We start from the raw sequence: 25,272 nt of genomic DNA, 5'->3' as shown, positions 1-25,272 counted from the left end.
CCGCGTGGCGGGCATGAAGGAGTCTGAAATGTCCAAAGAGACACTGACCACACCCTCTCAGGGCGGTGTGGAAACCGAAGCAGTCAGCGCCGACTACTTTGCCAACCGGCAATTGAAGCAAGGCGCCGCCGGCTGGATCCTGTTGATCGGCCTCGGCGTGGCCTATGTGATTTCCGGCGACTATGCCGGCTGGAACTTCGGGCTGGCGCAAGGCGGCTGGGGCGGCATGTTCATCGCCACGTTGCTGATGGCGACGATGTACCTGTGCATGTGCTTCTCGCTGGCCGAACTGTCTTCGATGATTCCGACAGCGGGTGGCGGCTACGGCTTCACCCGTACCGCGTTCGGCCCCTGGGGCGGCTTCCTGACCGGTACGGCGATCCTCATCGAATACGCCATCGCCCCCGCAGCCATCGCCTGCTTTATCGGCGCCTACTGCGAGTCGCTGTTCGGCATCGGCGGATGGATCATCTACCTGGTCTTCTATGTGGTGTTCATCGGCATTCACATTCTCGGTGCCGGTGAGGCCCTGAAGCTGATGTTCGCCATCACCGCCGTGGCGGCAATCGCGCTGGGCGTCTACATCGTTGCCATGATTCCGCACTTCCAGGTTGCCAACCTGTTCGACATCCCGGCCACCGAGGCCACCGGCGCCAGCAGCTTCCTGCCGTTTGGCTACCTGGGCATCTGGGCTGCCCTGCCCTACGCGATCTGGTTCTTCCTGGCCGTCGAAGGCGTGCCCCTGGCCGCTGAAGAAACCAAAGACCCGAAACGCGACCTGCCCCGCGGCCTGATCGGCGCCATGCTGGTGCTGCTGGCCTTCGCCGGCCTGATCCTGCTGGTTGGCCCTGGCGCGGCCGGCGCCCAGTCGCTGATCGCTTCGGGCAACCCGCTGGTGGAATCGCTGGTCAAGGTCTACGGCGGCTCGACGTGGATGAGCCAGTTCGTCAACCTGGTTGGTCTGGCCGGCCTGATCGCCAGCTTCTTCTCGATCATCTACGCCTATTCGCGGCAGATCTTCGCCCTGTCGCGCGCCGGTTACTTGCCACGCGGCTTGTCGCTGACCAACCGCAACAAGGCGCCGGTGATGGCGTTGATCGTCCCGGGCATCGTCGGCTTCGGCCTGTCGCTGAGCGGCCAGGGCGATCTGCTGATTCTGGTGGCGGTATTCGGCGCAACGCTGTCGTATGTCCTGATGATGGCTGCGCACATCACCCTGCGCGTGCGTCGCCCGGACATGCCGCGCCCATATCGCACGCCTGGCGGTGCCCTGACCTCGGGTGTGGCACTGGTACTGGCTGCCGTGGCACTGGTCGCCGGCTTCCTGGTCGACCCACGGGTCGTGATCGGCGCTGCGGTCATTTACGCGCTGTTTATCGCTTACTTCGCTTTGTACAGCCGTCACCATCTGGTTTCCGGCACGCCGGAGGAAGAGTTCGCTGCCATCCAGGCCGCCGAACGCTCCCTGCGCTGATCCACCCCAAGTGGCCGCTCCGGCGGCCACGACAGGAGACATGCTATGGCTCGCTTTACCCATACCATCGGCAATATGACCTGGAGCTTCGACAGCTTGCGCGAGCTGATGGCCAAGGCCAGCCCGGCACGCTCCGGCGATTACCTGGCGGAGGTCGCCGCGCAGAGCGATGCCGAACGCGCCGCGGCGCAGATGGCGCTGGCCAACGTGCCGCTCAAACATTTTTTGCAGGAAGCGCTGATTCCCTATGAACAGGATGAAGTCACTCGGCTGATTGTGGACACCCACGATATCGCCGCCTTCGCCCCCGTTAGCCACCTGACGGTGGGCGGCCTGCGCGACTGGCTGCTCGGTGAAGCCGCCGACGAGGCCAGCCTGAGCGCCCTGGCTCCCGGGCTGACGCCGGAAATGGCAGCCGCGGTGTCGAAGATCATGCGCGTGCAGGACCTGATACTGGTGGCTCAAAAGACCCGGGTGGTTACCCGTTTTCGCAACACCGTTGGCCTGCGCGGACGGATGTCCACGCGGCTGCAGCCCAACCACCCCACCGACGACCCGGCCGGCATCGCCGCCAGCATCCTCGATGGCCTGCTGTACGGTAATGGCGACGCCATGATCGGCATCAACCCGGCCACCGACAGCGCAAGCTCGATCCGCGCCCTGCTGGAGATGCTCGACGCGATCATCCAGCGCTATGAAATACCCACCCAGTCGTGCGTACTGACCCACGTCACCAGTTCCATCGCGGCCATCGAGCGTGGTGCGCCGCTGGACCTGGTGTTCCAGTCGATCGCCGGCACCGAGGCGGCCAATGCCAGCTTTGGGGTCACCCTCAAGGTGCTGCAGGAGGGTTACGAAGCTGGCCTGAGCCTCAAGCGCGGCACCGTGGGCAACAACCTGATGTACTTCGAAACCGGCCAGGGCAGTGCTCTGTCCGCCAACGCTCACCACAACGTCGACCAGCAGACCTGCGAAACCCGCGCCTATGCGGTGGCCCGCCACTACAATCCGTTTCTGGTCAACACGGTGGTCGGTTTCATCGGGCCGGAGTACCTGTACAACGGCAAACAGATCATCCGCGCGGGCCTGGAGGATCATTTCTGCGGCAAGTTGCTTGGCGTGCCGATGGGTTGCGACATCTGCTACACCAACCACGCCGAGGCCGACCAGGACGATATGGATACACTGCTGACATTGCTCGGCGCCGCCGGCATCAACTTCATCATGGGTATTCCCGGTTCCGACGACGTGATGCTCAACTACCAGACCACCTCGTTCCATGACGCGCTGTATGCGCGCAAGGTGCTTGGCCTGCACGTCGCCCCGGAATTTGAAGAGTGGCTGGCGCGCATGGGCATCTTCCAGCAACAGGGTGGCCGCCTGCGCATGGGCGATGAACTGCCGCCGGCCTTCCGCAAGGCCCTGGCGCAACTCGCCTGACTCACCCTTCTCGCTCGCCTCGAGGTTTCCATGCCAGACGACAAATCCCCTGCTACCGAAAACCCCTGGCAACACTTGCGGCAACTCACGCCGGCGCGTATCGCCCTGGGGCGGGCGGGTACCAGCCTGCCGACCGCTGCCCAGCTGGATTTCCAGTTCGCCCACGCCCAGGCCCGTGACGCCGTGCACCTGCCGTTCGACCATGAAGGTCTGCGCGAGGAGCTGCAGGGGCGCGGGCTCGACACCCTGCTGGTGCAAAGCGCGGCAGCGGACCGGCATATCTACCTGCAGCGCCCGGATCTGGGCCGCCGCCTCAACGAGGAATCGGCACAGGCCCTGGATGACTACGCCAGCGAGAAGGGCCGCGGTTATGACCTGGCCATCGTCATCGCCGACGGCCTGTCGTCCCTGGCCGTGCGCCGCCACAGCCTGCCATTTCTGGAACGACTGCTCGAACAGATTGGCGAAGAAGGCTGGAAGCTGGCACCCATCACCCTGGTCGAACAGGGCCGGGTCGCGGTGGCGGACGAAGTCGGCGAGCGGCTGGGCGCCAAGATGACGGTGATCCTGATCGGTGAACGCCCAGGCCTGAGTTCGCCCGACAGCCTGGGCCTGTACTTCACCTATGCGCCCCGGGTCGGCCTCAACGACGCCTACCGCAACTGCATCTCCAATGTGCGCCTGGAGGGCCTCAGCTACAGCATGGCGACCTTCCGCTTGCTGTACCTGATGCGTGAGGCCTGCCGGCGCCAGCTGTCGGGTGTCGACCTCAAGGATGAAGCCGAAGTGCCGACCCTGGACAACGCCGGGCCGGGCAACTTCCTACTGCCGGACAATAGCTGAGTCGGCTTAGCGCGCCTCGAGACGAAACCCCAGCCGCGGGAAGTGCACGTGCACGATCCCGGCACGGGGATCCTCACGGCGCAGAATCAGCGCTTCCACGCCGGCGAACAGCAACTCGCCTTCAACAGCTTCCACACCGTAATCCACAGCGGAAATCGCCACAGCCTGGCCGGCGACGAAACCATTGGGGTCACTGGTCGTATCGTCCGGCAGCGCTGCGGGGCTCGCCTGACGCGCCACCTCGACGGCGTCCTCGCTGCTCATCGGCTCGGCGTTGCCATGCCCGATCGCCAGCACGCGATCCAGCCAAGAGGCGACAGCCGGATAATCATCGACCAGCGGCGAGGTCACTGGCGTGCCGCGCAGGAACCACAGCGGGTGCGCCATGGCGATATCGGCCAGGCTCGCCTCGCCGAACAGGAACTCGCCACCACCGGCCTGCAGTTGCGCCTGCAGGCGCGCCATCAAGACGGGCCACTGATGCTTGGCTTGCTCGGCCGGCATGCGGGTGGCCTGACCACCAGAGAACAGCTTGGAGCGGTCGGCGACGAACGTCTGCAGGAATTCAGGCGACGCCTTGGAGAAGCGCACAGCAATCGACTCCGGCTGGAACACCAGGCTGACTGCGTGCTGGAACACTACGGAATCGGCCCACTGGGCGAACGTAGCGATAGCAAAGCTGCGGTCATCGGGCAGCAGAGCCGGCCGCGCCTGATGCGCTTCCAGGCGACGGGCGATCAATGCGGTGTCGCAGTAAATGTCGGCACCGATCTGCAGCACCGGTGTCTTGCGATAGCCGCCAGTCAGGGCGGTCAGGTCCGGCTTGGGCATCACCGGCGGGATCTGCACCGAACGCCAGGCCAGGTCTTTGAAGCCCAGCAGCAGGCGTGCCTTCTCGGCAAAGGGTGACGTGGGGTAATGGTGCAGAATCAAATCGTGCATGGTGGGCCTCCGGCAACCGAATGAAGGCGCAGCTTACGCCCCATAAAGCCTGCGGCCCAGCCCGTCAGCCTGTCGGTGATGGCAACTCATCAGGCAGGTGCATCAGGCTTCCTGCGGCGGCCATTGCTTCCTTGGCGCCTTTACCGAGTCGCTTGATAGCCCGCTCACGGCGCAAGGCGTCGCCCTTGCCGGCACAGCGTTCGCTGTAGACCAGGGCCACTGCCGGACTGGAGAAGAAGAAACGCGCACCTTTGCCGCTCTGATGTTGGGCGAAGCGGCGTTGCGGGTCATCGCTGATCCCGCAATAAAGCGCGCCATTGGCGGCGCGCACGAGGTAGACAAACCAGGTTTTATCCGGCGTGACGCTCATTGCCGACGATCAGGCGAACCATTCGCGGGCAGAGCGCCATACGCACATGCCGACGAAATACGCCGATGACAGCCCCCATAGCGCCAGCAGCCACAGCGGCTGGGTCGGGAACTGCACGATCAGCAGCGCACAGGCGAACATCCACACCATGGTCACGGCAATGTTCAACGGCATGAACTGCTTGACCCGGAATGGGTGAAGGAACTTCATGCGGGTCAGCGTCAGAGCCGCCAGCACCAGAATGACGAGGAACGTCACCCACGGCTCGAAGTCGAGCAGATAGAGGTACACCACCACCACGTTCCACGCCGCCGGGAAACCGACGAAGTAGTTGTCCTTGCTCTTCATGTTGGTGTTGCAGAAGCAGAACAGCGACGACAGCAGAATGATGCCGACCGATAGCAGCAGCGTGTATTCGGGCAATGGAATGAAGCGGTAGACGAAGATCGCCGGAATGAACACGTAGGTGAGGTAGTCGATCACCAGGTCGAGGGTCGAGCCGTCGAAATGCGGCAACACCACCTTGACGTCATATTTGCGTGCCAGGGTGCCATCCAGTCCATCGACCAATAGTGCCAGCCCCAACCAAAGCAGGCAGCTTTCGGCCCGCCCATCGATGAGCGCAAGCAAGGCCAACATGCCGAGGATCACTCCACTGGCGGTTACTGCGTGCACGCTCCATGCCTTGGCTTTACTGGGTGATAGCGACATAACACTCATGATCGAAATACTCTGACGGACGGACTTTCACGCAACGAATGCAGCCTTCACATAGGCTCGGCTATTCGTCGATGAAGATTGAGACCGGAGAGCCTACCACTCCGTTCACCCGCGCGCTTCTACGCCGTGCAGCCCGTCTGACGCGCGGGCAGCCTGAAACTGCCGTAGGCCACTTCTGGCCTGCTTGTGCACGGCGTTTTTCAGCAGCGGCGTCCAGCCGATCAGGATGCCCTTGAAACCTAATGCCTGGCTGGACCAGCGCCACATATCGAAGTGATCGTGGTGCTCGACGATCAGCCCGTCACGAATCACAAAGGAGGCGTGGATGCGGTTGACCACCGTGCGGCCGGTCTGGCTGAACAGGTAGGTGGCCACCCAATTGGCACTGCCGCCATTGGCGTCGGCTTGCACATCATCGAAGGTCAGCGAGAAGTTCTTTGCGCGGGTGGTCAGCATGCGCCACATGTCAGCTGCATCGTTACCGATCAGGGTACCGAAGGCCGGATCGCTGAAACGCACATCCGGCGCGTAGCAGCGCGCCATTTCCTCGGCGTCCAGCCGCTGAAAAGCCTGGTAGAAACGAGTGATCACATCGACATTCGGGTGGGACATGGCTGACCTCCTTGGCAAGGCGCCAAGTATCGCCGCAAAACACCGCGCCGACGATGGGCATATCGGCCATTGATACGTTCACATCAAAATGCAAAAGGGAGCCCGAAGGCTCCCTTTTAATACGCGCCCATCATCAAGAACGCACTTTTGATCCAGCGAGCTAGAGGCCTGCAAGGCAAAAACTGGCTCGGAATGCTCATGTGCAAAAGTACACGCCGCTTCCTCGCCTGTTTTTAACGCCGCAGGGCCGACGCGCAGCAGATCGTAAGCGCGTTCTCAGTGCAGGATCTGACCGAGGAACAACTTGGTACGCTCGTTCTGTGGATTATCAAAGAAGGCGTTGGGTTCGGCCTGCTCGACGATCTCGCCTTTGTCCATGAAGATCACCCGATCCGCCACGGTCCGCGCGAAGCCCATTTCATGGGTTACACAGAGCATGGTCATGCCGTCCTGCGCCAGACCGATCATGGTGTCGAGTACCTCCTTGACCATTTCCGGGTCGAGCGCCGAGGTCGGCTCATCGAACAGCATGATCTTCGGCTTCATGCACAGCGCGCGGGCGATGGCCACACGTTGCTGCTGGCCCCCGGACAATTGCCCCGGAAACTTGTGAGCCTGCTCCGGAATACGCACGCGCTCGAGGAAGTGCATGGCGATTTCTTCGGCCTTGCGCTTGGGCATCTTGCGCACCCACATCGGCGCCAGCGTGCAGTTCTGCAGCACGGTGAGGTGTGGGAACAGGTTGAAGTGCTGGAACACCATACCCACTTCGCGGCGCACAGTTTCGATGTGCTTCAGGTCACGGGTCAGCTCGGTGCCATCGACCACGATGCGCCCGGCCTGATGCTCTTCCAGACGGTTGATACAGCGGATGGTGGTGGACTTGCCCGAACCCGACGGCCCGCACAGCACGATACGCTCACCCTGGCGCACGTCCAGGTTGATGTCCTTGAGTACATGGAACTGCCCGTACCATTTGTTCACGCCCTGCAACTGAATGATCGGCTCGGCGCTGGGTTGCTTGTTTGCTTCGCTCATCTAAGTGACTCCTAACGCTTGTGGCCAGTGTCTAGCTTTCTCTCCAAGTGCAGGGAGTAGCGCGACATACCAAAACAGAAAATCCAGAAAATCAGGGCGGCGAACACGTAGCCTTCGGTGGCCATGCCCAGCCAAGCCGGGTCGGCAGCCGCCTGCTTGACGCTGTTGAGCAGGTCGAACAGGCCGATGATGATCACCAGACTGGTGTCCTTGAACAGAGCAATGAAGGTATTGACGATACCCGGAATCACCAGCTTGAGCGCCTGCGGCAGGATCACCAGACCCATCATCCGCCAGTAGCCCAGGCCCATGGCACCGGCTGCTTCGTACTGCCCTTTGGGAATCGCCTGCAGACCACCGCGTACCACTTCGGCGATATAGGCCGACTGGAACAGGATCACCCCGATCAGCGCACGCATCAGCTTGTCGAAGCTCATGCCTTCCGGCAGGAACAGCGGCAACATGACCGATGACATGAACAGCACGGTGATCAGCGGCACGCCACGCCAGAACTCGATGAACGTCACGCAGACCACTTTCACCGCGGGCATGTTGGAGCGTCGCCCCAGCGCCAGCAGAATGCCCAGCGGCAGCGCGCCAGCAATACCGACGGCGGCGATCACCAGCGTCAGCATCAGCCCGCCCCAACGGCTGGTCGGCACGGTTTCCAGGCCGAACACGCCACCGTGCAGCAGGCACCAGGCGACGACCGGGTAGATCACCAGGAAACCAATGCCGTACGCCGCCTTGCGCGGGAAGCGTGAAATGAACAGCGGTGCGGCACCGATGATGGCCAGAACCGCAGTCAAGTCGACACGCCAGCGCAGCTCGCTGGGGTAGAAGCCGTACATGAACTGGCTGAAGCGCGCCTGGATGAACACCCAGCAGGCGCCCTCCTTGGTGCAATCGGCGCGAGTGCTGCCTACCCAGTTGGCGTCGATGAACGCCCATTTGAGCAGCGGCGGCACTATCAGCCAGATGAGGTAGATGGCGAACAAGGTCAGCAGGGTATTGAGCCAGCTGGAGAACAGGTTGCCGCGCATCCAGGCCACCACGCCAACGCTGGCGCTGGGTGGTGGCTGGTCAGGTTTGAAAATATGTGTGCTCATTGCGCTAGGTCCTCACCGCTCGATCAGCGCGATGCGCTTGTTGTACCAGTTCATCAGCAGGGAAATGCTGATACTGATCGCCAGGTACACGCTCATGGTGATCGCAATCACTTCGATGGCTTGCCCCGTCTGGTTGAGTACCGTACCGGCGAACAGCGATACCATGTCCGGATAGCCGATACCGGCCGCCAGAGACGAGTTCTTCGCGAGGTTCAGGTACTGGCTGGTGAGCGGCGGAATGATCACCCGCATGGCCTGAGGAATGATCACCTTACGCAGCGTCGGGCCCGGGCGCAGGCCCAGAGAGCGGGCCGCTTCAGTCTGACCGTGGCTGACCGAGTTGATCCCGGAGCGCACGTTTTCGGCGATGAAGGCCGCGGTGTAGACGGTAAGCGCGATGGTCAGCGCCAGCAGTTCCGGGATCATCACCCAGCCGCCAACGAAGTTGAAGCCCTTGAGCTCCGGGAACGACCAGTGCAGCGGGCTGCCGAAAATCAACACGAACAGCGTCGGGATGACGATTGCCAGGCCCAGACCTGCCCAGAACTTGTGGAACGGCACGCCAGTAGCTTCGAAGCGCTTGTTGGCCCAGCGGGTCATCAGCACGATGGCAACCACGGTCAGCACAAGCCCCACCACGAACGGCCAGAACGCGCCCGTCCCTTCGGCTGCCGGCATGTTCAGGCCACGGTTGCTGAGGAAGAAGCTATCGCCAACATTGATACTGGCCCGCGGGCCGGGCAACGGCAACAGCACGGCGAAGTACCAGAAGAGAATCTGCAGCAATGGCGGGATGTTACGGAAAACCTCGATGTAGACGGTTGCCAGCTTGCTGATCATCCAGTTTGGCGAGAGCCGGGCAATACCGATGATAAAGCCGAGGATGGTCGCCAGCACGATGCCGATGATGGACACCAGCAGGGTGTTGAGCAGGCCAATAACGAAGACGCGGGCATAGCTGTCCGCTTCGGTGTAGCTGATCAGGTGTTGGGCGATGCCGAAACCGGCACTGCGCTCGAGAAAGTCGAAACCGGACGTGATGCCCCGGTGTTGCAGGTTGGTTTGCGTATTGTGAAACAGGAACCAGCCTAGCGCGACCACCCCAACGACGGTGAGGATCTGAAATAGCCAGGCACGCACACGTGGATCGCTAAGGGAGAACCCCTGCGGTGCGCCGATGTTTTTCTGCATGGGAATGCCCCAGGTATAACGGAACGAAAATCGCCCGGCAGTGCACTGCCGGGCGACAGGTCAATCAACGCACTGGAGGAGCGTAGTGCAGACCGCCTTTGTTCCACAGAGCGTTGAGACCACGCTCGATTTTCAGCTCGCTGCCTTTGCCGATGTTACGGTCGAAGACTTCGCCGTAGTTACCGACCTGCTTGACGATCTGGACGACCCAGTCTTTCGGCAGCTTCAGATCTTTACCGTACTCGCCATCGGCACCCAGCATACGGGCGACGTCAGGGTTCTTGGTTTCCTTAGACAGGGCTTCGACGTTCTTGGAGTCGACACCCAGTTCTTCGGCGTTGAGCATGGCGAACAGGGTCCACTTGACGATAGCCATCCAGTCTTCGTCGCCACGACGAACCAACGGGCCCAGAGGCTCCTTGGAGATCACTTCCGGCAGTACTACCCAATCATCCGGCGCGCCGAGCTTGATGCGCTGTGCGTACAGCTGCGACTGGTCGGAGGTCAGCACGTCGCAACGGCCAGCTTCCAGCGACTTGGCGCTCTCGTCGGAGGTGTCGAAGGTGATCGGGGTGTACTTCAGGCCGTTCGAACGGAAGTAGTCGGAGACGTTCAGCTCGGTGGTGGTGCCGGCCTGGATACAGATGGTCGCACCATCCAGTTCCTTGGCGCTGGCAACGCCCAGCTTCTTGTTAACCAGGAAGCCGATGCCGTCGTAGTAGGTCACGCCGGTGAATACCAGGCCCATGCCGCCGTCGCGGGAGCTGGTCCAGGTGGTGTTGCGCGAGAGCATGTCGACTTCACCGGACTGGATCGCGGTGAAACGCTCTTTGGCGGTCAGCGGGCTGTACTTGACCTTGGTCGCGTCACCGAATACCGCTGCAGCTACGCCGCGGCAGATGTCGACGTCGATGCCCTGGTAGTTGCCTTTTTCATCGGGAACCGAGAAACCAGGCAGGCCATCGCTGACGCCGCACTGTACGAAACCTTTCTTCTGCACGGCGTCCAGGGTGGCGCCTGCGTTGGCCATGCCAGCTACGCCCAGTACAGCAGCGGCGGTCAACATCGCCAGGGTGGTTTTAACCATCTTCATTGAACATTCTCCGGTTGCTTTTGTTGTGTTGGAGTCTCGGACGGATCGCCGTACTCTTTTGGGGCATGTCAGCACTGTCGGCAGCAACGGTGTGACCGGTGACCAGACCTCGGCACGAGTGTAGCGACCTATTCGATCGTGGGTCATCAACTCTCGCACCAGCCCGTCGGTAGACGAGCCTGAGACGGATAGCTAATTTGCACATCGCGGAGGCATGCAGCGCCCCAACGAACCTTTTGGAAACCCCATCAAATCGGCTTCCCCGTCTGCTCCGTAACCGTAAGCGGTGTTACCGCCCACGGCCAACGACATCAGTCTTTATGTTTATAGCAAAGCCCATACCATCCTTGAATTTGGCCTGCAGCATGGGCAGGTCAAGGGCAGAACTTGTAACCTTGCGACATCTTGTTCACGGATTCGCATGGCACATTAAAATCGTGCCGCACCAAAACAGAGCAACAGCCCCACATTGGAGCAGTACATGGACACCACATTGGTACTTGAGCCCCCACTTCCCGCAGACGCCTGTGTCATATGGCTGCATGGCCTGGGTGCAGACCGTTTCGATTTCCAGCCGGTAGCCGAAGCCTTGCAACAGTCGCTAGGCAGCACACGCTTCGTGTTGCCCCAGGCGCCGACACGAGCAGTGAGCATCAACGGCGGCTATCAGATGCCGAGCTGGTACGACATTTTGGCAATGAGCCCTGCCAGAGCGATCAATCGCGAGCAACTGGAGCAGTCCGCGCAACAGGTCATCGACATAATCGAAGCGCAGCGCGACGCCGGCGTCGATCCGTCGCGCATCTTCCTGGCGGGCTTCTCGCAAGGTGGCGCGGTCGTGCTGCACACCGGCTTTCTGCGCTGGCAAGGCCCGCTGGGCGGTGTTCTGGCGCTGTCGACCTACGCCCCAACCTTTTCAGATCAGGCGCAGCTGAGCGACTTGCAACGCGCAATACCCGTGTTGTGCCTACACGGCAATCAGGATGGCGTGGTGCTGCCGAGCATGGGCCGCGCCGCTCATGACTGGCTGCAGAGCCATGAGGTCACCGTGAAATGGCAGGAATACCCCATGGGCCACGAAGTGTTACCGGAGGAGATACGCGATATCGGCAACTGGTTGGCAGCCCGTCTGTAAGGGCAAATGGTGGCGGCATGCCGGATGGTGCCCACCTATTACCACCGTGCATGCCGTCTGTCGTCGCTGTAACATGAGAGCATTGTAAGCTTCAAGACCTACGGATACTGTTTCGCGACTGAGGCCCCAAGTCGGGTTATCGCCCATGAGAGCGTTAGCGGTGCCAATCGTTAAGCTTTTCACGCAAGGATGCTGATGCCATGAAGGCAGCCCACTGGCAAACCGACCTCCACCAGATCCGTCATCTGCGACTGTTCAACAACGTCGCCCTCGGCAGCCTGGCAAAGCTACTCGACTCTTTTCGGCCTTGCGAACTGGATACCGGCGAGGTGCTGCTGTCACCCTTCGACCGCAATCAATACCTTTATATAGTGATCACCGGCAGCCTCAAGGTGTACCTCGGCTCCCTGGACAATCAGCCGGTCACGACCCTGCGAGTCGGCGATTGCGCTGGGGAGGTCAGCTTTATCGACAACGAACACCCTTGCGCTTACGTCGTGGCAAACGAGCCGAGCAGTGCCTTGCGCCTGCACCGTGACGCGCTGAGCACGCTGTTTCAGCAGTCTCCGCAACTGATGCAAAACCTGTTGGAGATGCTCTGCAGCCGTGTTCGCCAAGGCAATCGGCAATTGATCGACAGCGAACAGAACGCCAATATCGACAAACTCACCGGCGCCTTCAATCGACGCTGGTTGGAGCATGTATTCGAGCGCGAGCGCACGCGCTGTCTGTTCAGTTGCCAGCCGCTCAGCCTGTTGATGTTGGACGTCGATTACTTCAAGGACTACAACGACCTGCACGGCCACCTGGCTGGCGACTATGCGCTGTGCCTGGTCGCCCACACCCTGCGCCGGCAGTTGCGTGCCCGCGATAGCCTGGTGCGCTTCGGTGGCGAGGAATTCGTCGTCCTGCTGCCGGAAATGACCTTGCAGCAAGCGGCGGACGTGGCCGAACGGTTGCGCGAAAGCCTGGAAAGAATCGGCGCTTTCTATTCGCCGCTGGGCGCCCAACCCGGCGTGACCATTTCCCTCGGGCTGACTCAGATGATGCCGAAGGACAGCCTGAACAGCCTGATCGCACGCGCCGACCAGGCGTTGTATCGGGCCAAGGACGAAGGTCGCAACCGCCTCTGTCATTGAAATGCCGCGGCCACATGACACGCTGTTGAAACCTTGCCGTCCACTGCGGATACCGTCTTCATGCGTAAGCGCTTGCTCATCGTTGCCACCCTCCTGATCGTCGCCGCGGGCATTTTCTTCACCCTACCCAGCCTGCTCGACCGGCACATGAACAGCGTCGAGTCACCGGCGCCCTACCCAGCCAGCCAAGCCGCCACCCGCCTGCACGACACGCTGTTCATCGCCGATCTGCATGACGACGCGCTGCTCTGGGAGCGCGGCCTGCTCAAGCGCTATGACTACGGTCATTCAGATTTGCCGCGCATGCTCGATGGCCGAGTCGGGTTGCAGGTGTTCTCCACCGTAACCAAGTCACCGCGCGGCCTGAACTATGAGAGCAACGGCGCCGACAGCGACACCATCACCCTGCTTGCCATGGCCCAGCGCTGGCCGCGCGCGACCTGGAGCAGCCTCTTGCAGCGCGCCCTGTATCAGGCCGACAAGTTGCGTGAAGCCGCTGACGGCAGCGATGGCCGCCTGGTGCTGATCAGAACGCGAGCCGACCTGACTGACTTCCTGCATGCCTGGAATGAAGATCCACGGCGCGTCGCGACCCTGCTGGCGACCGAAGGTCTGCATCCACTGGAAGGGCAACTGGCAAACCTCGATCGTCTGTATGACGCAGGCTTTCGCATGGCCGGCCTGACCCACTTCTTCGACAACGAGGTGGGTGGTTCAGCCCACGGCCTGAAGAAGGGAGGCCTGACGCCGCTGGGTCGGCAGGTGATTGCCCGTCTCGAAGAGAAATCCATGTTGATCGACCTCGCCCACGCCTCGCGCCCGTTGATGGACGACGTACTGGCTATGGCCACGCGTCCGGTGCTGGTGTCTCACGGCGGCGTGGAAGGCACCTGCCCTGGCACCCGCAATTTGAGCGACAGGCACCTACGCGCGATAGCCGCCACCGGCGGGGTGATCGGCATCGGCTATTGGGACACCGCCGTCTGCGCCACCTCGGTTGCCGCTATCGTCAAAGCGATTCGCTACATCGTGGATCTGGTGGGCCTGGATCACGTAGCCCTCGGCTCCGATTTCAACGGCACCATTCATGCGCCCTTCGACGTCACCGGGCTCGCCCAATTGACCGACGGGCTGCTCGGCGCAGGTTTCAGCCATGCAGATATCGCCGCGATAATGGGCGGCAACGTCCAGCGTCTGTTGCTCGCCAGCCTGCCACCAGGCTGATCGTGAGCCCCGTAATCGCGGCGCCCGCCGGGTACTTCGCCCTGCGCGCGTCTTGCTTTACACTGATCGTCGTTAATCCCTTAGCCAACCGACGAGATGACCGTGCTCAAAGCACTCAAAAAAATATTCGGCAAAACCGAAAATGAGCCACACAGCTCAGTCTCCGCGGCCATCGAGCCCACTTCGCCTAGCGCCAGCCCGGCTCGCGAGGAACGCCAGCCAATGCCGCCGCAAGAGCCGGCACCTGCGGCCCAGAAGCCCCACAACAAGCCCGCAAAACCGCGCCGAGAACGCGCCCCCAAGCCGGTCGACACCTGGAAACTCGAAGATTTCAACGTCGAGCCCGCCCCCGGCAAGACGCGTTTCCACGACTTCAAACTGTCGCCGGAGCTGATGCACGCCATCCATGATCTGGGTTTCCCTTACTGCACGCCGATCCAGGCCGGCGTACTGGGCTACACGCTCAAGGGCCGCGACGCCATTGGCCGCGCCCAGACCGGCACCGGCAAGACCGCAGCCTTCCTAATCTCGATCATCACCCAGTTGCAGCAAACCCCGCCGCCGAAAGACCGCTACATGGGCGAGCCGCGTGCGCTGATCATCGCGCCGACCCGCGAGCTGGTGGTGCAGATTGCCAAGGACGCTGCCGAGCTGACCAAGTATTGCGACCTCAACGTCATGAGCTTCGTCGGCGGCATGGATTTCGACAAGCAGCTCAAGCTGCTCGAATCGCGCTTCTGCGACATCCTGGTGGCAACACCGGGCCGCCTGCTGGACTTCAACCAGCGCGGTGAGGTCCACCTGGACATGGTCGAGGTCATGGTGCTCGACGAAGCCGATCGCATGCTCGACATGGGCTTCATTCCGCAGGTCCGGCAGATCATTCGCCAGACGCCGATGAAAGGTGAACGCCAGACTCTGCTGTTCTCCGCGACCTTCACCGAGGACGTGATGAACCTCGCCAAGCAGTGGACTACCGACCCAGCCATCGTCGAGATCGAACCGGAAAACGTCGCCAGCGATACCGTCGAACAGCACGTCTACGCCGTCGCTTCGGCCGACAAGTACAAGTTGCTCTACAACCTGATTGCCCAGAACGACTGGATTCGAGTGATGGTCTTTGCCAACCGCAAGGACGAAGTACGTCGCATCGAGGAGCGCCTGACCCGCGACGGCATCAGCGCCGCGCAGATGTCCGGCGATGTGCCGCAGCACAAGCGCATCAAGGTGCTGGAAGGCTTCCGCGAGGGCAGCATTCGCGTACTGGTCGCCACCGATGTGGCTGGCCGTGGCATCCACGTCGATGCGATCAGCCACGTGATCAACTTCACCTTGCCAGAAACTCCGGATGACTACGTGCACCGTATCGGCCGTACGGGTCGTGCCGGCACCAGCGGTACTTCGATCAGTTTCGCGGGTGAAGACGACGCCTATGCCCTGCCCGCCATCGAAGCCTTGATGGGCCGCAAGATCCAGTGCGAAATGCCGCCCGAAACGCTGCTCAGGCCTGTGCCGCGTAAACACTGACGGCATGCCGTTTGCCGCCCCGCGTTGGTCAGGCTCTAGCCACTGACCCAACCACAGCGCCACCACTTAACGCCCTGTCCGGGAATGGCCGACAGGGCGTTGCCATAACAGGGACTCGTGCATGACACTCAAGATCGACAGCAGTGACCTGACCCGCGCCGTACAGGCCGGCGTTCTGCAACCGGGTCAGGACCAGGCGCTGCTCGACTTCCTTCAGCATGCCCCACACGACCGCCCGAGTTTTCAGCTGTCTCACGTGGCCTACTATTTCGGCGCCCTGCTGATCATTGGCGCTATGGGCTGGCTGATGACCGAAGCCTGGATGAGCATCGGCGACGTCGCCTTGCTGCTGATCAGCGGTGCCTATCTGCTGCTGTTCCTGCTCGGTGGCCGCAGCCTCTGGCAACGCGGCCAGACAATTCCCGGCGGCCTGTTGGCAGCCGTGGCGGTAAGTCTCACGCCACTGGTGGCGTTCGCTGTACAACGCGTGTTCGGTCTCTGGCCGATGGACGACACGCAAACCAACTACGTCGATTACTACCGGTACGTACAAGGCGGCTGGCTGGTGATGGAGGTGGCTACTGTCATCGTTGGTCTACTGGTGCTGCGACTAACGCCCTTCCCCTTCATCGTCATGCCGGTGGCTGTGGCTCTCTGGTTCATGTCGATGGACCTCAGCGAGTTGCTTCACGGCGAGTATTTCAACTGGGAACAGCGCCGCGAGGTGTCTCTGTGGTTCGGCCTGCTGATCCTCCTCGGCAGCCTTCTGGTCGACGGCCGCAGCAAACAGGACTTCGCTTTCTGGGGCTACCTGGCCGGCCTCATTGCCTTCTGGGGCGGCCTGAGCCTGATGGACAGCGGCAGCGAGCTGGGCAAGGCGCTCTATTGCCTGATCAATCTGGGGCTGATCGGTCTCGCCGTATTGCTACGCCGACCGTTGTTCATGGTATTCGGCGCCATCGGGGTCGCGGGCTACCTCGGCTACCTGGCCCACGATGTGTTCGAGGATTCGCTGCTGTTCCCGGTGGTGGTCAGCCTGATCGGCCTGGGCGTGATCGGCATGGGCATGCTCTACCAGAAACATCGTGAGTCCATGACCCACGCCCTGCGCCAGCGCATCCCGGCTAGCTGGCAAGCGATCCTGCCCGCACTACGGCGCTGATAACAGCGAGTGGGCAGCGGGCGCATAGGGTGTGCGATGCATCTACATCATCGACAACCAGGCCCAGGTCGTCAGCAGGTCGCGGGCTTCGGGTACCCGCTTGAGCGGGTATCGAGCTGATAGTTAAATTGCCCCCGCAAACAATGAGTTAGAGAAAGCACACGGCCACGCCGAGCCATCAAATGGCTAGCCTTGGCATCTGCAAGCGAATCGGTATGATGCGGCACTTTTCCGGAAAGTCGCATGCTGTCTCGCCACCTCCTCGTTCTGCTCTGCCTCTTCCTCTCCACGCCTCTCGCCGCAGCACCACCACAATCGTTCAGCCAGGCCAAGAAAATCGGCTGGAAGCTCTACGAGCGGCAGTCGGTAGAGTTTTACTGCGGCTGCAATTTCAATGGCAATCGCGTCGACCTGAAAAGCTGCGGCTACACCCCACGCAAGAACGCCAACCGTGCAGCGCGTATCGAGTGGGAGCACATCGTGCCGGCCTGGCAAATCGGCCACCAGCGACAGTGCTGGCAGAATGGCGGGCGCAAGAACTGCAGCAAGAATGACAGTGTCTATCGCCGTGCCGAGGCTGATCTGCACAATCTGGTGCCGGCAATCGGCGAGGTCAATGGCGATCGCAGCAACTATGACTTCGGCTGGCTACCTCAAGCGCCCAGCCAGTACGGCGCCTGCCCGACGGTAGTCGACTTCAAGGCGCGCAAGGTCATGCCGCGCAAGGAAATTCGCGGCATGATCGCCCGCACCTACCTGTACATGGGTGACCGCTACGGGCTGCGCCTGTCGAAGCAGAATCGGCAGCTCTTCGCCGCCTGGAACAAGACCTACCCGGCTCAGGCCTGGGAACGCCAGCGCAATCAATTGGTGGGCTGTGTGATGGGCTGGGCCAACCCCTACGTCGGGCAGCTCGACAAGCGCCTCTGCCAGCAAGCGCCGATGGCCGCACTCAACCGGCACTGAACGCGTCGCGACGTGACAGACGATCCCCGCGTCTCGCCTTTATAGCCCGTGCTGAGCGAGGCGAAACCCGGGAGCGATCACAAGGCCGGCTGCACCGCAAATACAACCTGGGTATCGCTTCGCTCGACCACAGGCTACGACGGTGCACCTCTACTCAGCTCTACACCCGCCATCTGTTTACCTCTGAAAACGCAAAAAGCCGGCACCTCACGGTGACCGGCCTTTCGAACTGCAGCGCTATCGCTTAAAGCGGCTTGCCGCGGTTCCCGTGTGCGGCGACGAATTGCTGCACAGTCGCCAGGTCATTGGCCAACACGGTGCAGCGCTCGTCACGCTCGAACAGATCGGCGAGGTGCGGCGGCAGTGCAGGCGACTGATCGACAGCAGCCTTCTCCACCGCTTCCGGGAATTTGACCGGGTGCGCGGTGCCCAGTACCACCATCGGCACCGTCAGGCTGCGGCGGCATTCGCGGCCAGCCCGCACGCCGATAGCCGTGTGCGGGTCGAGCAGCTCGCCAGTGGCGGCGTACACGTCGGCAATGGTGGCGCAGGTCTGCTCGTCGCTCACCGCGAGCGAATCGAACAGCTTGCGCGCTTCGGTCCAGCGATCATCTTCGACGGTAAAGCCGCCGGTCTGGCGGAATTCGGTCATCAACGCGGCGATCGACGGGCCGTTGCGACCGTGCAGGTCGAACAGCAAACGTTCGAAGTTCGACGACACCATGATGTCCATCGACGGCGACAGCGTCGGGTACAACTCGCCCTTGGCGTACTGATTGCCGCTCATGAAGCGGTGCAGGATGTCGTTGCGGTTGGTGGCGACGATCAGCTGGCTGATCGGCAGACCCATGTTGCGCGCCAGGTAACCGGCAAAGATGTCGCCGAAGTTGCCGGTCGGCACCGAGAAGGCCACTGAACGTGCCGGCCCGCCAAGCTGCAAGGCCGCATGAAAGTAGTAGACGATCTGGGCCATGATCCGCGCCCAGTTGATCGAGTTGACCGCGACCAGGCGGGTGCCTTTGAGAAAATCCTGGTCGGCGAAGCTGGCCTTGACCATCTCCTGGCAGTCGTCGAAGTTGCCTTCGATGGCGATGTTGTGGATGTTGTCGCCGAAGATGGTGGTCATCTGCCGGCGCTGCACCTCGGACACACGCTGGTGCGGGTGCATGATGAAGATGTCCACGTTATCGCAGGCCTTGCAGCCTTCGATGGCCGCCGAGCCGGTGTCACCGGAGGTCGCACCCATGATCACCACGCGCTCGTTGCGCTTGGCCAGCACGTAATCAAGCAGGCGGCCGAGCAACTGCAGGGCAAAATCCTTGAACGCCAGGGTTGGGCCGTGGAACAGCTCGAGCACCCACTCATTGCCGTTCAACTGGCGCAATGGCGCCACGGCGGCGTGTTCGAACACGCCGTAGGTATCTTCGAGAATCTTCTTGAAATCGGCATCCGGAATGCTGCCGGTAACGAATGGGCGCATCACCCGGAAAGCCAGCTCGTGATACGGCAGGCCGGCCCAAGAAGCAATTTCTTCCTGGGTGAAGCGCGGCAGGTTTTCCGGCACGTACAAGCCACCATCGGTAGCCAGGCCTGCCAGCAGAACCTCTTCGAAATTCAGGGCCGGTGCCTGGCCGCGAGTGCTGATATAACGCATTGTCTGCAAACCTTCGGTTGAGCGTCACGCCGCCAAATCGCGGCGTGCGGCTGAATTAGTTGAGTTGTTCGACGCGGATACGGACGACGTTGCCAACCACGTCGTTCAACGCTTCCAGCGCGGCAATGGCGTCGTTCATGCGCTGTTCGGCAACGCGATGAGTGACCAAGATCATCGGCACCAGGCCATCCTGTTCTTCGACTTCTTTCTGCATGATCGATTCGATGTTGATGCCGCGTTCCGACAGGATGCTTGCCACTTGGGCCAGCACGCCGGGACGATCCTTGGCTTGAATGCGCAGGTAGTAGGCGCTTTCGCAATCGGTGATCGGCAGGATCGGATGATCCGACAGCGAATCCGGCTGGAAGGCCAGGTGCGGCACGCGGTTGGTCGGGTCGGTGGTCAAAGCCCGCACCACGTCCACTAGGTCGGCGACGACCGCCGAAGCGGTGGCTTCCATGCCGGCGCCAGCGCCGTAGAACAGCGTGCTGCCTGCGGCGTCGCCATTGACCATCACCGCGTTCATCACGCCGTTGACGTTGGCGATCAAGCGGTCGGCCGGAATCAGCGTCGGGTGCACGCGCAGTTCGATGCCGGCGTCGGTGCGACGCGCCACGCCGAGGTGCTTGATGCGGTAGCCCAGCGCTTCGGCATAGTTGACGTCGGCGGTGGTCAGCTTGGTGATGCCTTCGGTGTAGGCCTTGTCGAACTGCAGCGGAATACCAAAGGCGATGGACGCCAGAATGGTCAGCTTGTGGGCGGCGTCGATACCTTCCACATCGAAGGTCGGATCGGCTTCGGCATAACCCAGCGCCTGGGCTTCGGCCAGCACGTCTTCGAAGGTGCGACCCTTCTCGCGCATTTCGCTGAGGATGAAGTTGCCGGTGCCGTTGATGATCCCGGCCAGCCAGTTGATGCGGTTGGCGGCGAGCCCTTCGCGGATCGCCTTGATCACCGGAATACCGCCGGCTACCGCAGCTTCGAAGGCGACGATGACGCCCTTCTCGCGGGCGCGAGCGAAAATCTCGTTGCCGTGCACAGCGATCAGCGCCTTGTTAGCGGTGACTACATGCTTGCCGTTATCGATGGCCTTGAGCACCAACTCGCGGGCCACGCTGTAACCGCCAATCAGTTCAACGACGATGTCGATCTCGGGGTTGCTGGCCACCGCGAAGACATCATCGGTCATGGTAATGCCGGTCGTCTGGTACTGGGGCTTGGGTGTACGGGTGGCAATCTGTACCACCTCGATGCCACGCCCGGCACGACGCGCGATTTCCTCGGCGTTGCGCTTGAGCACATTAACGGTACCGCCACCGACGGTGCCCAGCCCACAGATGCCTACTTTGACCGGATTCACACTAGACTCCCAAACTGCACTGCGTAAACGGCTAGCGCCGGCGCCAGCCGTGAAAAAGAGGCCGCACATTACGAAGCGGCCAATGGATAGTCAATCGACTAGCCGTTCAAATCATTTGGCTTCCAGCGCCAGCTTTGCCAGCTGCGCGGCGGGTTGATAACCCGGAATCATCTTGCCGTTCTCGAGGATGATTGCCGGCGTGCCATTGACCCCAATCGTCTGGCCGAGCTGATACTGCTGGGCTACCGGGTTATCGCAGGTGGCTTCGGCCACCGACTGACGCGACTTGGCCTGATTCATGGCTGCCTGGCGATCTTTCGCGCACCAGACGCTGGCCAGATCCTTGGCGCCCTTGCTGCCCAGGCCCTGACGCGGGAAGGCCAGGTAACGCACTTCGATGCCCTGCTTGTTGAGTTCCGCCACTTCGCTGTGCAGCTTCTGGCAGTAACCACAGTCGGTGTCAGTGAAGACGGTAATGTGGGCCTTCGGCTCCTTGGGCGCGAACACCACCATGTCCTTGGCAGGAATGGCGTTGATCTGCTTGGCCACCGCGCGGCTCTCTTCGACCTCGGTGAGGTTCACCGCCTGGCCGTCCTTGAACTGGAACAGGTAGCCCTGCATGACGAATTGCCCGTCAGCGCTGGCATACAGCTGACGCCCGCCCTTGAGTTGCACCTGATAGACGCCAGGCATCGGGCTTTCGGCAATGGCTTCGATTGGCAGATCAGGCTGGATCGACAACAGGTTCTCGCGGATCGTCTTGTCCGGATCGGCAGCGTGGCCGAGGGTGCTGACCAGACCGAGGGCCATGGCCGCGAAAATGCGGGTCACACGCATGAGTACTCCTATCGAGCGACGGGTAACGAGGGAAGAGCGAAGACTACCATAACCGGCGGCCCGGGCCTTAGACCGACAACGCAAAGCGAGGACCGCAGGCGGGCAATTATCCACGCGGATGATGCTGGGCATGGAGCGCCTGCAGACGCGCCCGCGCCACATGGGTATAGATCTGTGTGGTGGACAGATCGCTGTGCCCCAGGAGCATCTGCACCACACGCAAGTCCGCGCCGTGGTTGAGCAGATGGGTCGCGAAAGCGTGGCGCAGTGTGTGCGGCGACAGCGACTTGGCGATGCCGGCCACTTTGGCCTGGTGCTTGATGCGGTGCCAGAAGGTCTGCCGGGTCATCTGCTCGCCGCGCAAGCTGGGAAACAGCACATCGCCCGGACGGCCGGCCAACAACAATGGGCGCGCGTCGCGGCAATAGCGCTCGACCCAGCTGATCGCCTCCTCGCCCATCGGCACAAGGCGCTCCTTGCTGCCCTTGCCGAACACACGCAGCACACCTTGGCGCAGGTTGACCTGCTCGAGCGTCAGGCCGATCAGCTCGCTGACCCGTAACCCGCAGGCATACAGCACCTCGAGCATGGCACGGTCACGAAGGCCGATGGGATCATCCAGATCGGGGGCTGCCAGAAGCGCCTCGACATCCGCTTCGGACAATGACTTGGGCAGCGGTCGCCCCAGCTGCGGCATGTCCACCTGCAAGGTGGGGTCGGTTTCGATCACGCCCTCGCGCAGCAGAAACCGATAGAAGCCGCGCATGCCGGAGATCAGCCGAGCCGTGGAGCGCGCTTTGTAGCCTTCATTCATGCGCCAGGCCAGATGATCGAGCAACACCTCACGGCCCACCGAGGGAAGCTCGACGCCGCGACTCTGTAGCCAGCCATTGAGCAACGCCAAGTCACTGCGGTACGCCGCACGGGTGTGGACAGACAAGCCCTTCTCCAGCCAGAGCGTCTCGATAAAACGCTCGATCAGCGGATGGTCGACTGCGGACATCGGTTACCCCTGCAACTGCGAATCGGTGAGCGGCATGTGCGCCTAGAAACCCGGCAGCACCGCTAACGGCTTGCCATCCTCGCCCATGGCGACAAAGCTGAAGGCACCCTGGATGGCCAGTTCGCGGCCCGCGCCGTACATGTCCTCGACGAACACGTCTACCTGCACCTTCATGCTGGTGTTGCCGACCGCGCTGACGCGACCAACCAGCTCGACGATGGTGCCGGCCGCAATCGGATGATTGAAGTCGATACGGTCGGACGAAACCGTGACCAGCGGCAACCGGCAGAAGCGCGTGGCGGCGATGAAAGAGACTTCATCCATCCAGGCCATGGCCGTGCCGCCAAACAGCGTGTTGTGATGATTGGTAGTCGGTGGGAATACTGCCTTGGCCACCCGTGTTTCCGACAGCTCGGTACGCCGCTGGATTTCCTGCTCTCTGGGAGTCATCACTCAGAACCTGCTCACGACTTTGGTCGTGCGTAGTAGATACAAAAATCGCACCTAATAAGAAGGGCCTCTACAAGGCGGAAGCAGCCTTTCATCCCCGTAGGGTGGACAACGCTCTTTTTGTCCACCATTGCGATAGTAGAGCGGTGGACGGATGAGGCGTCGTCCACCCTACGAACTGGATTTCCTGCTCTCTGGGACTCATGAAACGACACCTCGATGATCGAACGAACAAACACCAGAAACGAAAAAAGCAGCTCAAGGCTGCTTTTTTCGAGAGGGAAGCGTGGCTTAAGCCAGCTTCTCCTTGATGCGTGCTGCCTTGCCGGACAGGTCGCGGAGGTAGTACAGCTTGGCCTTGCGAACGTCACCACGACGCTTCACGGACAGGCTATCAACCAGCGGGCTGTAGGTCTGGAAAGTACGCTCAACGCCGACGCCGCTGGAGATCTTACGCACAGTGAAAGCGCTGTTCAGACCGCGGTTACGCTTGGCGATTACCACACCTTCGAACGCCTGCAGACGCTGACGGTCACCTTCCTTTACTTTTACCTGGACGATTACGGTGTCGCCCGGTGCAAAGGTCGGGATCTCTTTGTTCATCTGCTCAGCTTCGATCTGCTGAATGATTTTGTTGGTCATGCTGCGCTCCTAAGACGGGCCGTCAGGCCGGCCATCGATATTTAGTTATCGTCCTGCTGGCGGATGTATTCCTCCAGCAGCTTTTTCTCTTCTCCAGAAAGCGAGCGGCTATCCAGAAGATCGACACGGCGTTCCCAGGTACGTCCCAGGGACTGCTGCAAACGCCAGCGCCGGATGTGTTCGTGGTTACCGCCAAGCAGCACCTCAGGAACACGTTTATCCGCATACACCTCCGGACGGGTGTAGTGCGGGCAGTCGAGCAAGCCATCCGTGAAGGAGTCTTCCTCGGCCGAATCTGCATGACCCAATGCACCAGGCAAAAGGCGCGTTACCGCATCGATCAGCACCATGGCCGGCAGCTCACCGCCGGACAGGACGTAGTCACCAATCGACCATTCCTCGTCGACATGCGTTTCGATGAAACGCTCGTCGACGCCTTCGTAGCGGCCGGCGATGAGGATCAAACGCTCCTCCTTCGCCAGCTCGCGTACCGCCGCCTGCGTCAGCGGGCGGCCTTGCGGCGAGAGGTAGATCACCTTCGCCTGACCGCCGCTGGCCTGCCTGGCATCAGCCAGAGCATCTTCGAGCGGCTTGATCTTCATCACCATGCCAGGACCACCACCGAAGGGGCGGTCGTCAACCGTGTGATGACGATCCGTGGTGTAACTGCGTGGGTTCCAGCAGGTAAGCTGCAACAGCTCCTGGCGGACCGCACGGCTGGTGATGCCGTAATCGCCGATGGCGGCGAACATTTCCGGGAACAACGTAATGACATCGACGCGCAAGCTCGGCATGGCGTCAGAAGTCCGCATCCCAGTCGACCCGCATCTCGCCAGCCTCGAGGCTGATCGACAACACACACTGCTGCGTATACGGCAACAGGCGTTCGCGATCATCGAGGCTGTCGATGCACGGCTTGACCACCATCACATCATTGGCACCGGTCTCGAACAGATGATCGATCTTGCCGAGCAGTTGCCCCGCCTGATCGATAACCTTGAGACCTTCCAGCTGGTACCAGTAGAACTCGCCGTCGTCCAGTTCGGGCAGCAGACTGCGCGCAACGGTGATCTCGAAGCCCGCATAAGTACGCGCCACTTCACGATCATCGAGCCCTTTCAGCCTGGCGACCAGAACCTTGCCCTGCAAGCGTCCACCAGCCAGTTCAACCTGCTTCACCTCACCGTCGCGCCGTAGCGTCCAGCGAGGGTAATCGAGCACGTTATCGATAGGGTCGGTAAAGGAAAACACCTTCACCTCACCTTTGACGCCATGCACCGAGACAATCTTGCCGAGAACGATGAAATCCTCGGCGGGAGCCGGCGTCGTGCTCATAAAGTG

25 protein-coding genes are annotated in these 25,272 nt (G+C 61.5%); 9 read left to right on the top strand and 16 right to left on the bottom strand.

Annotated elements, in window-relative coordinates:
- Positions 1-28: 28 nt before the first annotated feature.
- The 3 genes from eat to eutC are packed head-to-tail and all read left to right on the top strand — an operon-like array spanning position 29 to position 3,757.
- Positions 29-1,474: an ethanolamine permease gene (gene eat, locus BLS60_RS00960; RefSeq protein ID WP_092363615.1), complete on the top strand. Its 1,446-nt coding sequence runs from the start codon at positions 29-31 to the stop codon at positions 1,472-1,474.
- 45 nt (positions 1,475-1,519) lie between these two features.
- Positions 1,520-2,914, top strand: a complete 1,395-nt coding sequence (locus BLS60_RS00955; protein WP_092363612.1) for an ethanolamine ammonia-lyase subunit EutB — start codon at positions 1,520-1,522, stop codon at positions 2,912-2,914.
- Positions 2,915-2,944: 30 nt separating this feature from the next.
- Positions 2,945-3,757 (top strand): ethanolamine ammonia-lyase subunit EutC, encoded by an 813-nt coding sequence (gene eutC, locus BLS60_RS00950; RefSeq protein ID WP_092363609.1) that lies wholly within the window; start codon positions 2,945-2,947, stop codon positions 3,755-3,757.
- Between the two features lie 6 nt (positions 3,758-3,763).
- Here the strand turns inward: eutC and BLS60_RS00945 are convergent, their stop codons facing one another.
- The 8 genes from BLS60_RS00945 to BLS60_RS00910 all read right to left on the bottom strand — a co-directional run bounded on the left by BLS60_RS00945 (position 3,764) and on the right by BLS60_RS00910 (position 10,832).
- Entirely contained in the window at positions 3,764-4,699 is a 936-nt protein-coding gene (locus BLS60_RS00945; protein WP_092363606.1) for a glutathione S-transferase family protein, read from the bottom strand.
- A 64-nt stretch (positions 4,700-4,763) separates the two neighbouring features.
- Positions 4,764-5,069 (bottom strand): GIY-YIG nuclease family protein, encoded by a 306-nt coding sequence (locus BLS60_RS00940; RefSeq protein ID WP_070881312.1) that lies wholly within the window; start codon positions 5,067-5,069, stop codon positions 4,764-4,766.
- A gap of 9 nt (positions 5,070-5,078) precedes the next feature.
- Positions 5,079-5,789: a phosphatidylcholine synthase gene (gene pcsA, locus BLS60_RS00935; RefSeq protein WP_070881311.1), complete on the bottom strand. Its 711-nt coding sequence runs from the start codon at positions 5,787-5,789 to the stop codon at positions 5,079-5,081.
- Positions 5,790-5,894: 105 nt separating this feature from the next.
- Positions 5,895-6,401 (bottom strand): nuclear transport factor 2 family protein, encoded by a 507-nt coding sequence (locus tag BLS60_RS00930; RefSeq protein WP_092363603.1) that lies wholly within the window; start codon positions 6,399-6,401, stop codon positions 5,895-5,897.
- A gap of 276 nt (positions 6,402-6,677) precedes the next feature.
- The gene (locus tag BLS60_RS00925; RefSeq protein ID WP_070881309.1) at positions 6,678-7,439 is read right to left on the bottom strand and encodes an amino acid ABC transporter ATP-binding protein; all 762 of its coding nucleotides are present in this window, start codon (positions 7,437-7,439) and stop codon (positions 6,678-6,680) included.
- Positions 7,440-7,450: 11 nt separating this feature from the next.
- Complete coding sequence (locus BLS60_RS00920) at positions 7,451-8,548, bottom strand: amino acid ABC transporter permease (protein ID WP_070881308.1); 1,098 nt, start codon at positions 8,546-8,548, stop codon at positions 7,451-7,453.
- A 12-nt stretch (positions 8,549-8,560) separates the two neighbouring features.
- Positions 8,561-9,739: an amino acid ABC transporter permease gene (locus BLS60_RS00915; protein WP_092363600.1), complete on the bottom strand. Its 1,179-nt coding sequence runs from the start codon at positions 9,737-9,739 to the stop codon at positions 8,561-8,563.
- 64 nt (positions 9,740-9,803) lie between these two features.
- On the bottom strand, positions 9,804-10,832 hold the full coding sequence (locus BLS60_RS00910) for an amino acid ABC transporter substrate-binding protein (protein WP_070881306.1): 1,029 nt from the start codon (positions 10,830-10,832) through the stop codon (positions 9,804-9,806).
- Positions 10,833-11,313: 481 nt separating this feature from the next.
- Here BLS60_RS00910 and BLS60_RS00905 point away from each other — a divergent pair, with 481 nt between their 5' ends.
- The 6 genes from BLS60_RS00905 to BLS60_RS00880 all read left to right on the top strand — a co-directional run bounded on the left by BLS60_RS00905 (position 11,314) and on the right by BLS60_RS00880 (position 17,985).
- On the top strand, positions 11,314-11,967 hold the full coding sequence (locus BLS60_RS00905; RefSeq protein WP_092363598.1) for an alpha/beta hydrolase: 654 nt from the start codon (positions 11,314-11,316) through the stop codon (positions 11,965-11,967).
- Positions 11,968-12,167: 200 nt separating this feature from the next.
- Positions 12,168-13,106 carry a GGDEF domain-containing protein gene (locus BLS60_RS00900; RefSeq protein ID WP_070881304.1) on the top strand — a complete coding sequence of 313 codons (939 nt, stop codon included), beginning with the start codon at positions 12,168-12,170 and terminating at the stop codon, positions 13,104-13,106.
- A 60-nt stretch (positions 13,107-13,166) separates the two neighbouring features.
- On the top strand, positions 13,167-14,330 hold the full coding sequence (locus BLS60_RS00895) for a dipeptidase (protein ID WP_092363595.1): 1,164 nt from the start codon (positions 13,167-13,169) through the stop codon (positions 14,328-14,330).
- A 102-nt stretch (positions 14,331-14,432) separates the two neighbouring features.
- Complete coding sequence (rhlB, locus tag BLS60_RS00890; protein ID WP_092365226.1) at positions 14,433-15,857, top strand: ATP-dependent RNA helicase RhlB; 1,425 nt, start codon at positions 14,433-14,435, stop codon at positions 15,855-15,857.
- Between the two features lie 121 nt (positions 15,858-15,978).
- The gene (locus BLS60_RS00885) at positions 15,979-17,019 is read left to right on the top strand and encodes a DUF2157 domain-containing protein (RefSeq protein WP_092363592.1); all 1,041 of its coding nucleotides are present in this window, start codon (positions 15,979-15,981) and stop codon (positions 17,017-17,019) included.
- Between the two features lie 243 nt (positions 17,020-17,262).
- Positions 17,263-17,985 (top strand): endonuclease, encoded by a 723-nt coding sequence (locus tag BLS60_RS00880; protein ID WP_070881301.1) that lies wholly within the window; start codon positions 17,263-17,265, stop codon positions 17,983-17,985.
- A gap of 244 nt (positions 17,986-18,229) precedes the next feature.
- Here the strand turns inward: BLS60_RS00880 and thrC are convergent, their stop codons facing one another.
- From thrC to rimM, 8 genes are all read right to left on the bottom strand, one after another.
- Entirely contained in the window at positions 18,230-19,639 is a 1,410-nt protein-coding gene (thrC, locus tag BLS60_RS00875; RefSeq protein WP_070881300.1) for a threonine synthase, read from the bottom strand.
- A gap of 55 nt (positions 19,640-19,694) precedes the next feature.
- The gene (locus BLS60_RS00870; protein ID WP_092363589.1) at positions 19,695-20,999 is read right to left on the bottom strand and encodes a homoserine dehydrogenase; all 1,305 of its coding nucleotides are present in this window, start codon (positions 20,997-20,999) and stop codon (positions 19,695-19,697) included.
- 111 nt (positions 21,000-21,110) lie between these two features.
- Positions 21,111-21,836, bottom strand: coding sequence for a DsbC family protein (locus BLS60_RS00865; protein ID WP_092363586.1), 726 nt, complete (start codon positions 21,834-21,836; stop codon positions 21,111-21,113).
- Positions 21,837-21,942: 106 nt separating this feature from the next.
- On the bottom strand, positions 21,943-22,839 hold the full coding sequence (gene xerD / locus BLS60_RS00860) for a site-specific tyrosine recombinase XerD (protein ID WP_070881297.1): 897 nt from the start codon (positions 22,837-22,839) through the stop codon (positions 21,943-21,945).
- 42 nt (positions 22,840-22,881) lie between these two features.
- A complete protein-coding gene (locus tag BLS60_RS00855; RefSeq protein WP_092363583.1) occupies positions 22,882-23,289 on the bottom strand; it encodes an acyl-CoA thioesterase in 408 nt (135 codons plus the stop codon).
- Between the two features lie 291 nt (positions 23,290-23,580).
- Positions 23,581-23,931 (bottom strand): 50S ribosomal protein L19, encoded by a 351-nt coding sequence (gene rplS / locus BLS60_RS00850; protein WP_070881295.1) that lies wholly within the window; start codon positions 23,929-23,931, stop codon positions 23,581-23,583.
- Positions 23,932-23,972: 41 nt separating this feature from the next.
- The gene (trmD, locus tag BLS60_RS00845; protein WP_070881294.1) at positions 23,973-24,725 is read right to left on the bottom strand and encodes a tRNA (guanosine(37)-N1)-methyltransferase TrmD; all 753 of its coding nucleotides are present in this window, start codon (positions 24,723-24,725) and stop codon (positions 23,973-23,975) included.
- A 4-nt stretch (positions 24,726-24,729) separates the two neighbouring features.
- A complete protein-coding gene (rimM, locus tag BLS60_RS00840) occupies positions 24,730-25,266 on the bottom strand; it encodes a ribosome maturation factor RimM (RefSeq protein ID WP_092363580.1) in 537 nt (178 codons plus the stop codon).
- Between the last annotated feature and the right edge of the window lie 6 nt (positions 25,267-25,272).

The organism is Phytopseudomonas seleniipraecipitans (assembly GCF_900102335.1).
GTDB lineage: Bacteria > Pseudomonadota > Gammaproteobacteria > Pseudomonadales > Pseudomonadaceae > Aquipseudomonas > Aquipseudomonas seleniipraecipitans.
This window is presented reverse-complemented; position numbering and strand designations above follow the sequence as displayed.

Coding starts and splice junctions, on each gene's coding strand:
- BLS60_RS00920 (WP_070881308.1), bottom strand. CDS start 8,548: ATGAGCACACATATTTTCAAACCTGACCAGCCACCACCCAGCGCCAGC.
- BLS60_RS00925 (WP_070881309.1), bottom strand. CDS start 7,439: ATGAGCGAAGCAAACAAGCAACCCAGCGCCGAGCCGATCATTCAGTTG.
- xerD (WP_070881297.1), bottom strand. CDS start 22,839: ATGTCCGCAGTCGACCATCCGCTGATCGAGCGTTTTATCGAGACGCTC.
- thrC (WP_070881300.1), bottom strand. CDS start 19,639: ATGCGTTATATCAGCACTCGCGGCCAGGCACCGGCCCTGAATTTCGAA.
- BLS60_RS00895 (WP_092363595.1), top strand. CDS start 13,167: ATGCGTAAGCGCTTGCTCATCGTTGCCACCCTCCTGATCGTCGCCGCG.
- BLS60_RS00885 (WP_092363592.1), top strand. CDS start 15,979: ATGACACTCAAGATCGACAGCAGTGACCTGACCCGCGCCGTACAGGCC.
- BLS60_RS00910 (WP_070881306.1), bottom strand. CDS start 10,832: ATGAAGATGGTTAAAACCACCCTGGCGATGTTGACCGCCGCTGCTGTA.
- BLS60_RS00900 (WP_070881304.1), top strand. CDS start 12,168: ATGAAGGCAGCCCACTGGCAAACCGACCTCCACCAGATCCGTCATCTG.
- BLS60_RS00945 (WP_092363606.1), bottom strand. CDS start 4,699: ATGCACGATTTGATTCTGCACCATTACCCCACGTCACCCTTTGCCGAG.
- rimM (WP_092363580.1), bottom strand. CDS start 25,266: ATGAGCACGACGCCGGCTCCCGCCGAGGATTTCATCGTTCTCGGCAAG.
- BLS60_RS00940 (WP_070881312.1), bottom strand. CDS start 5,069: ATGAGCGTCACGCCGGATAAAACCTGGTTTGTCTACCTCGTGCGCGCC.
- eat (WP_092363615.1), top strand. CDS start 29: ATGTCCAAAGAGACACTGACCACACCCTCTCAGGGCGGTGTGGAAACC.
- BLS60_RS00855 (WP_092363583.1), bottom strand. CDS start 23,289: ATGACTCCCAGAGAGCAGGAAATCCAGCGGCGTACCGAGCTGTCGGAA.
- BLS60_RS00930 (WP_092363603.1), bottom strand. CDS start 6,401: ATGTCCCACCCGAATGTCGATGTGATCACTCGTTTCTACCAGGCTTTT.
- BLS60_RS00865 (WP_092363586.1), bottom strand. CDS start 21,836: ATGCGTGTGACCCGCATTTTCGCGGCCATGGCCCTCGGTCTGGTCAGC.
- eutC (WP_092363609.1), top strand. CDS start 2,945: ATGCCAGACGACAAATCCCCTGCTACCGAAAACCCCTGGCAACACTTG.
- BLS60_RS00955 (WP_092363612.1), top strand. CDS start 1,520: ATGGCTCGCTTTACCCATACCATCGGCAATATGACCTGGAGCTTCGAC.
- BLS60_RS00905 (WP_092363598.1), top strand. CDS start 11,314: ATGGACACCACATTGGTACTTGAGCCCCCACTTCCCGCAGACGCCTGT.
- BLS60_RS00880 (WP_070881301.1), top strand. CDS start 17,263: ATGCTGTCTCGCCACCTCCTCGTTCTGCTCTGCCTCTTCCTCTCCACG.
- pcsA (WP_070881311.1), bottom strand. CDS start 5,789: ATGAGTGTTATGTCGCTATCACCCAGTAAAGCCAAGGCATGGAGCGTG.
- rplS (WP_070881295.1), bottom strand. CDS start 23,931: ATGACCAACAAAATCATTCAGCAGATCGAAGCTGAGCAGATGAACAAA.
- trmD (WP_070881294.1), bottom strand. CDS start 24,725: ATGCCGAGCTTGCGCGTCGATGTCATTACGTTGTTCCCGGAAATGTTC.
- BLS60_RS00915 (WP_092363600.1), bottom strand. CDS start 9,739: ATGCAGAAAAACATCGGCGCACCGCAGGGGTTCTCCCTTAGCGATCCA.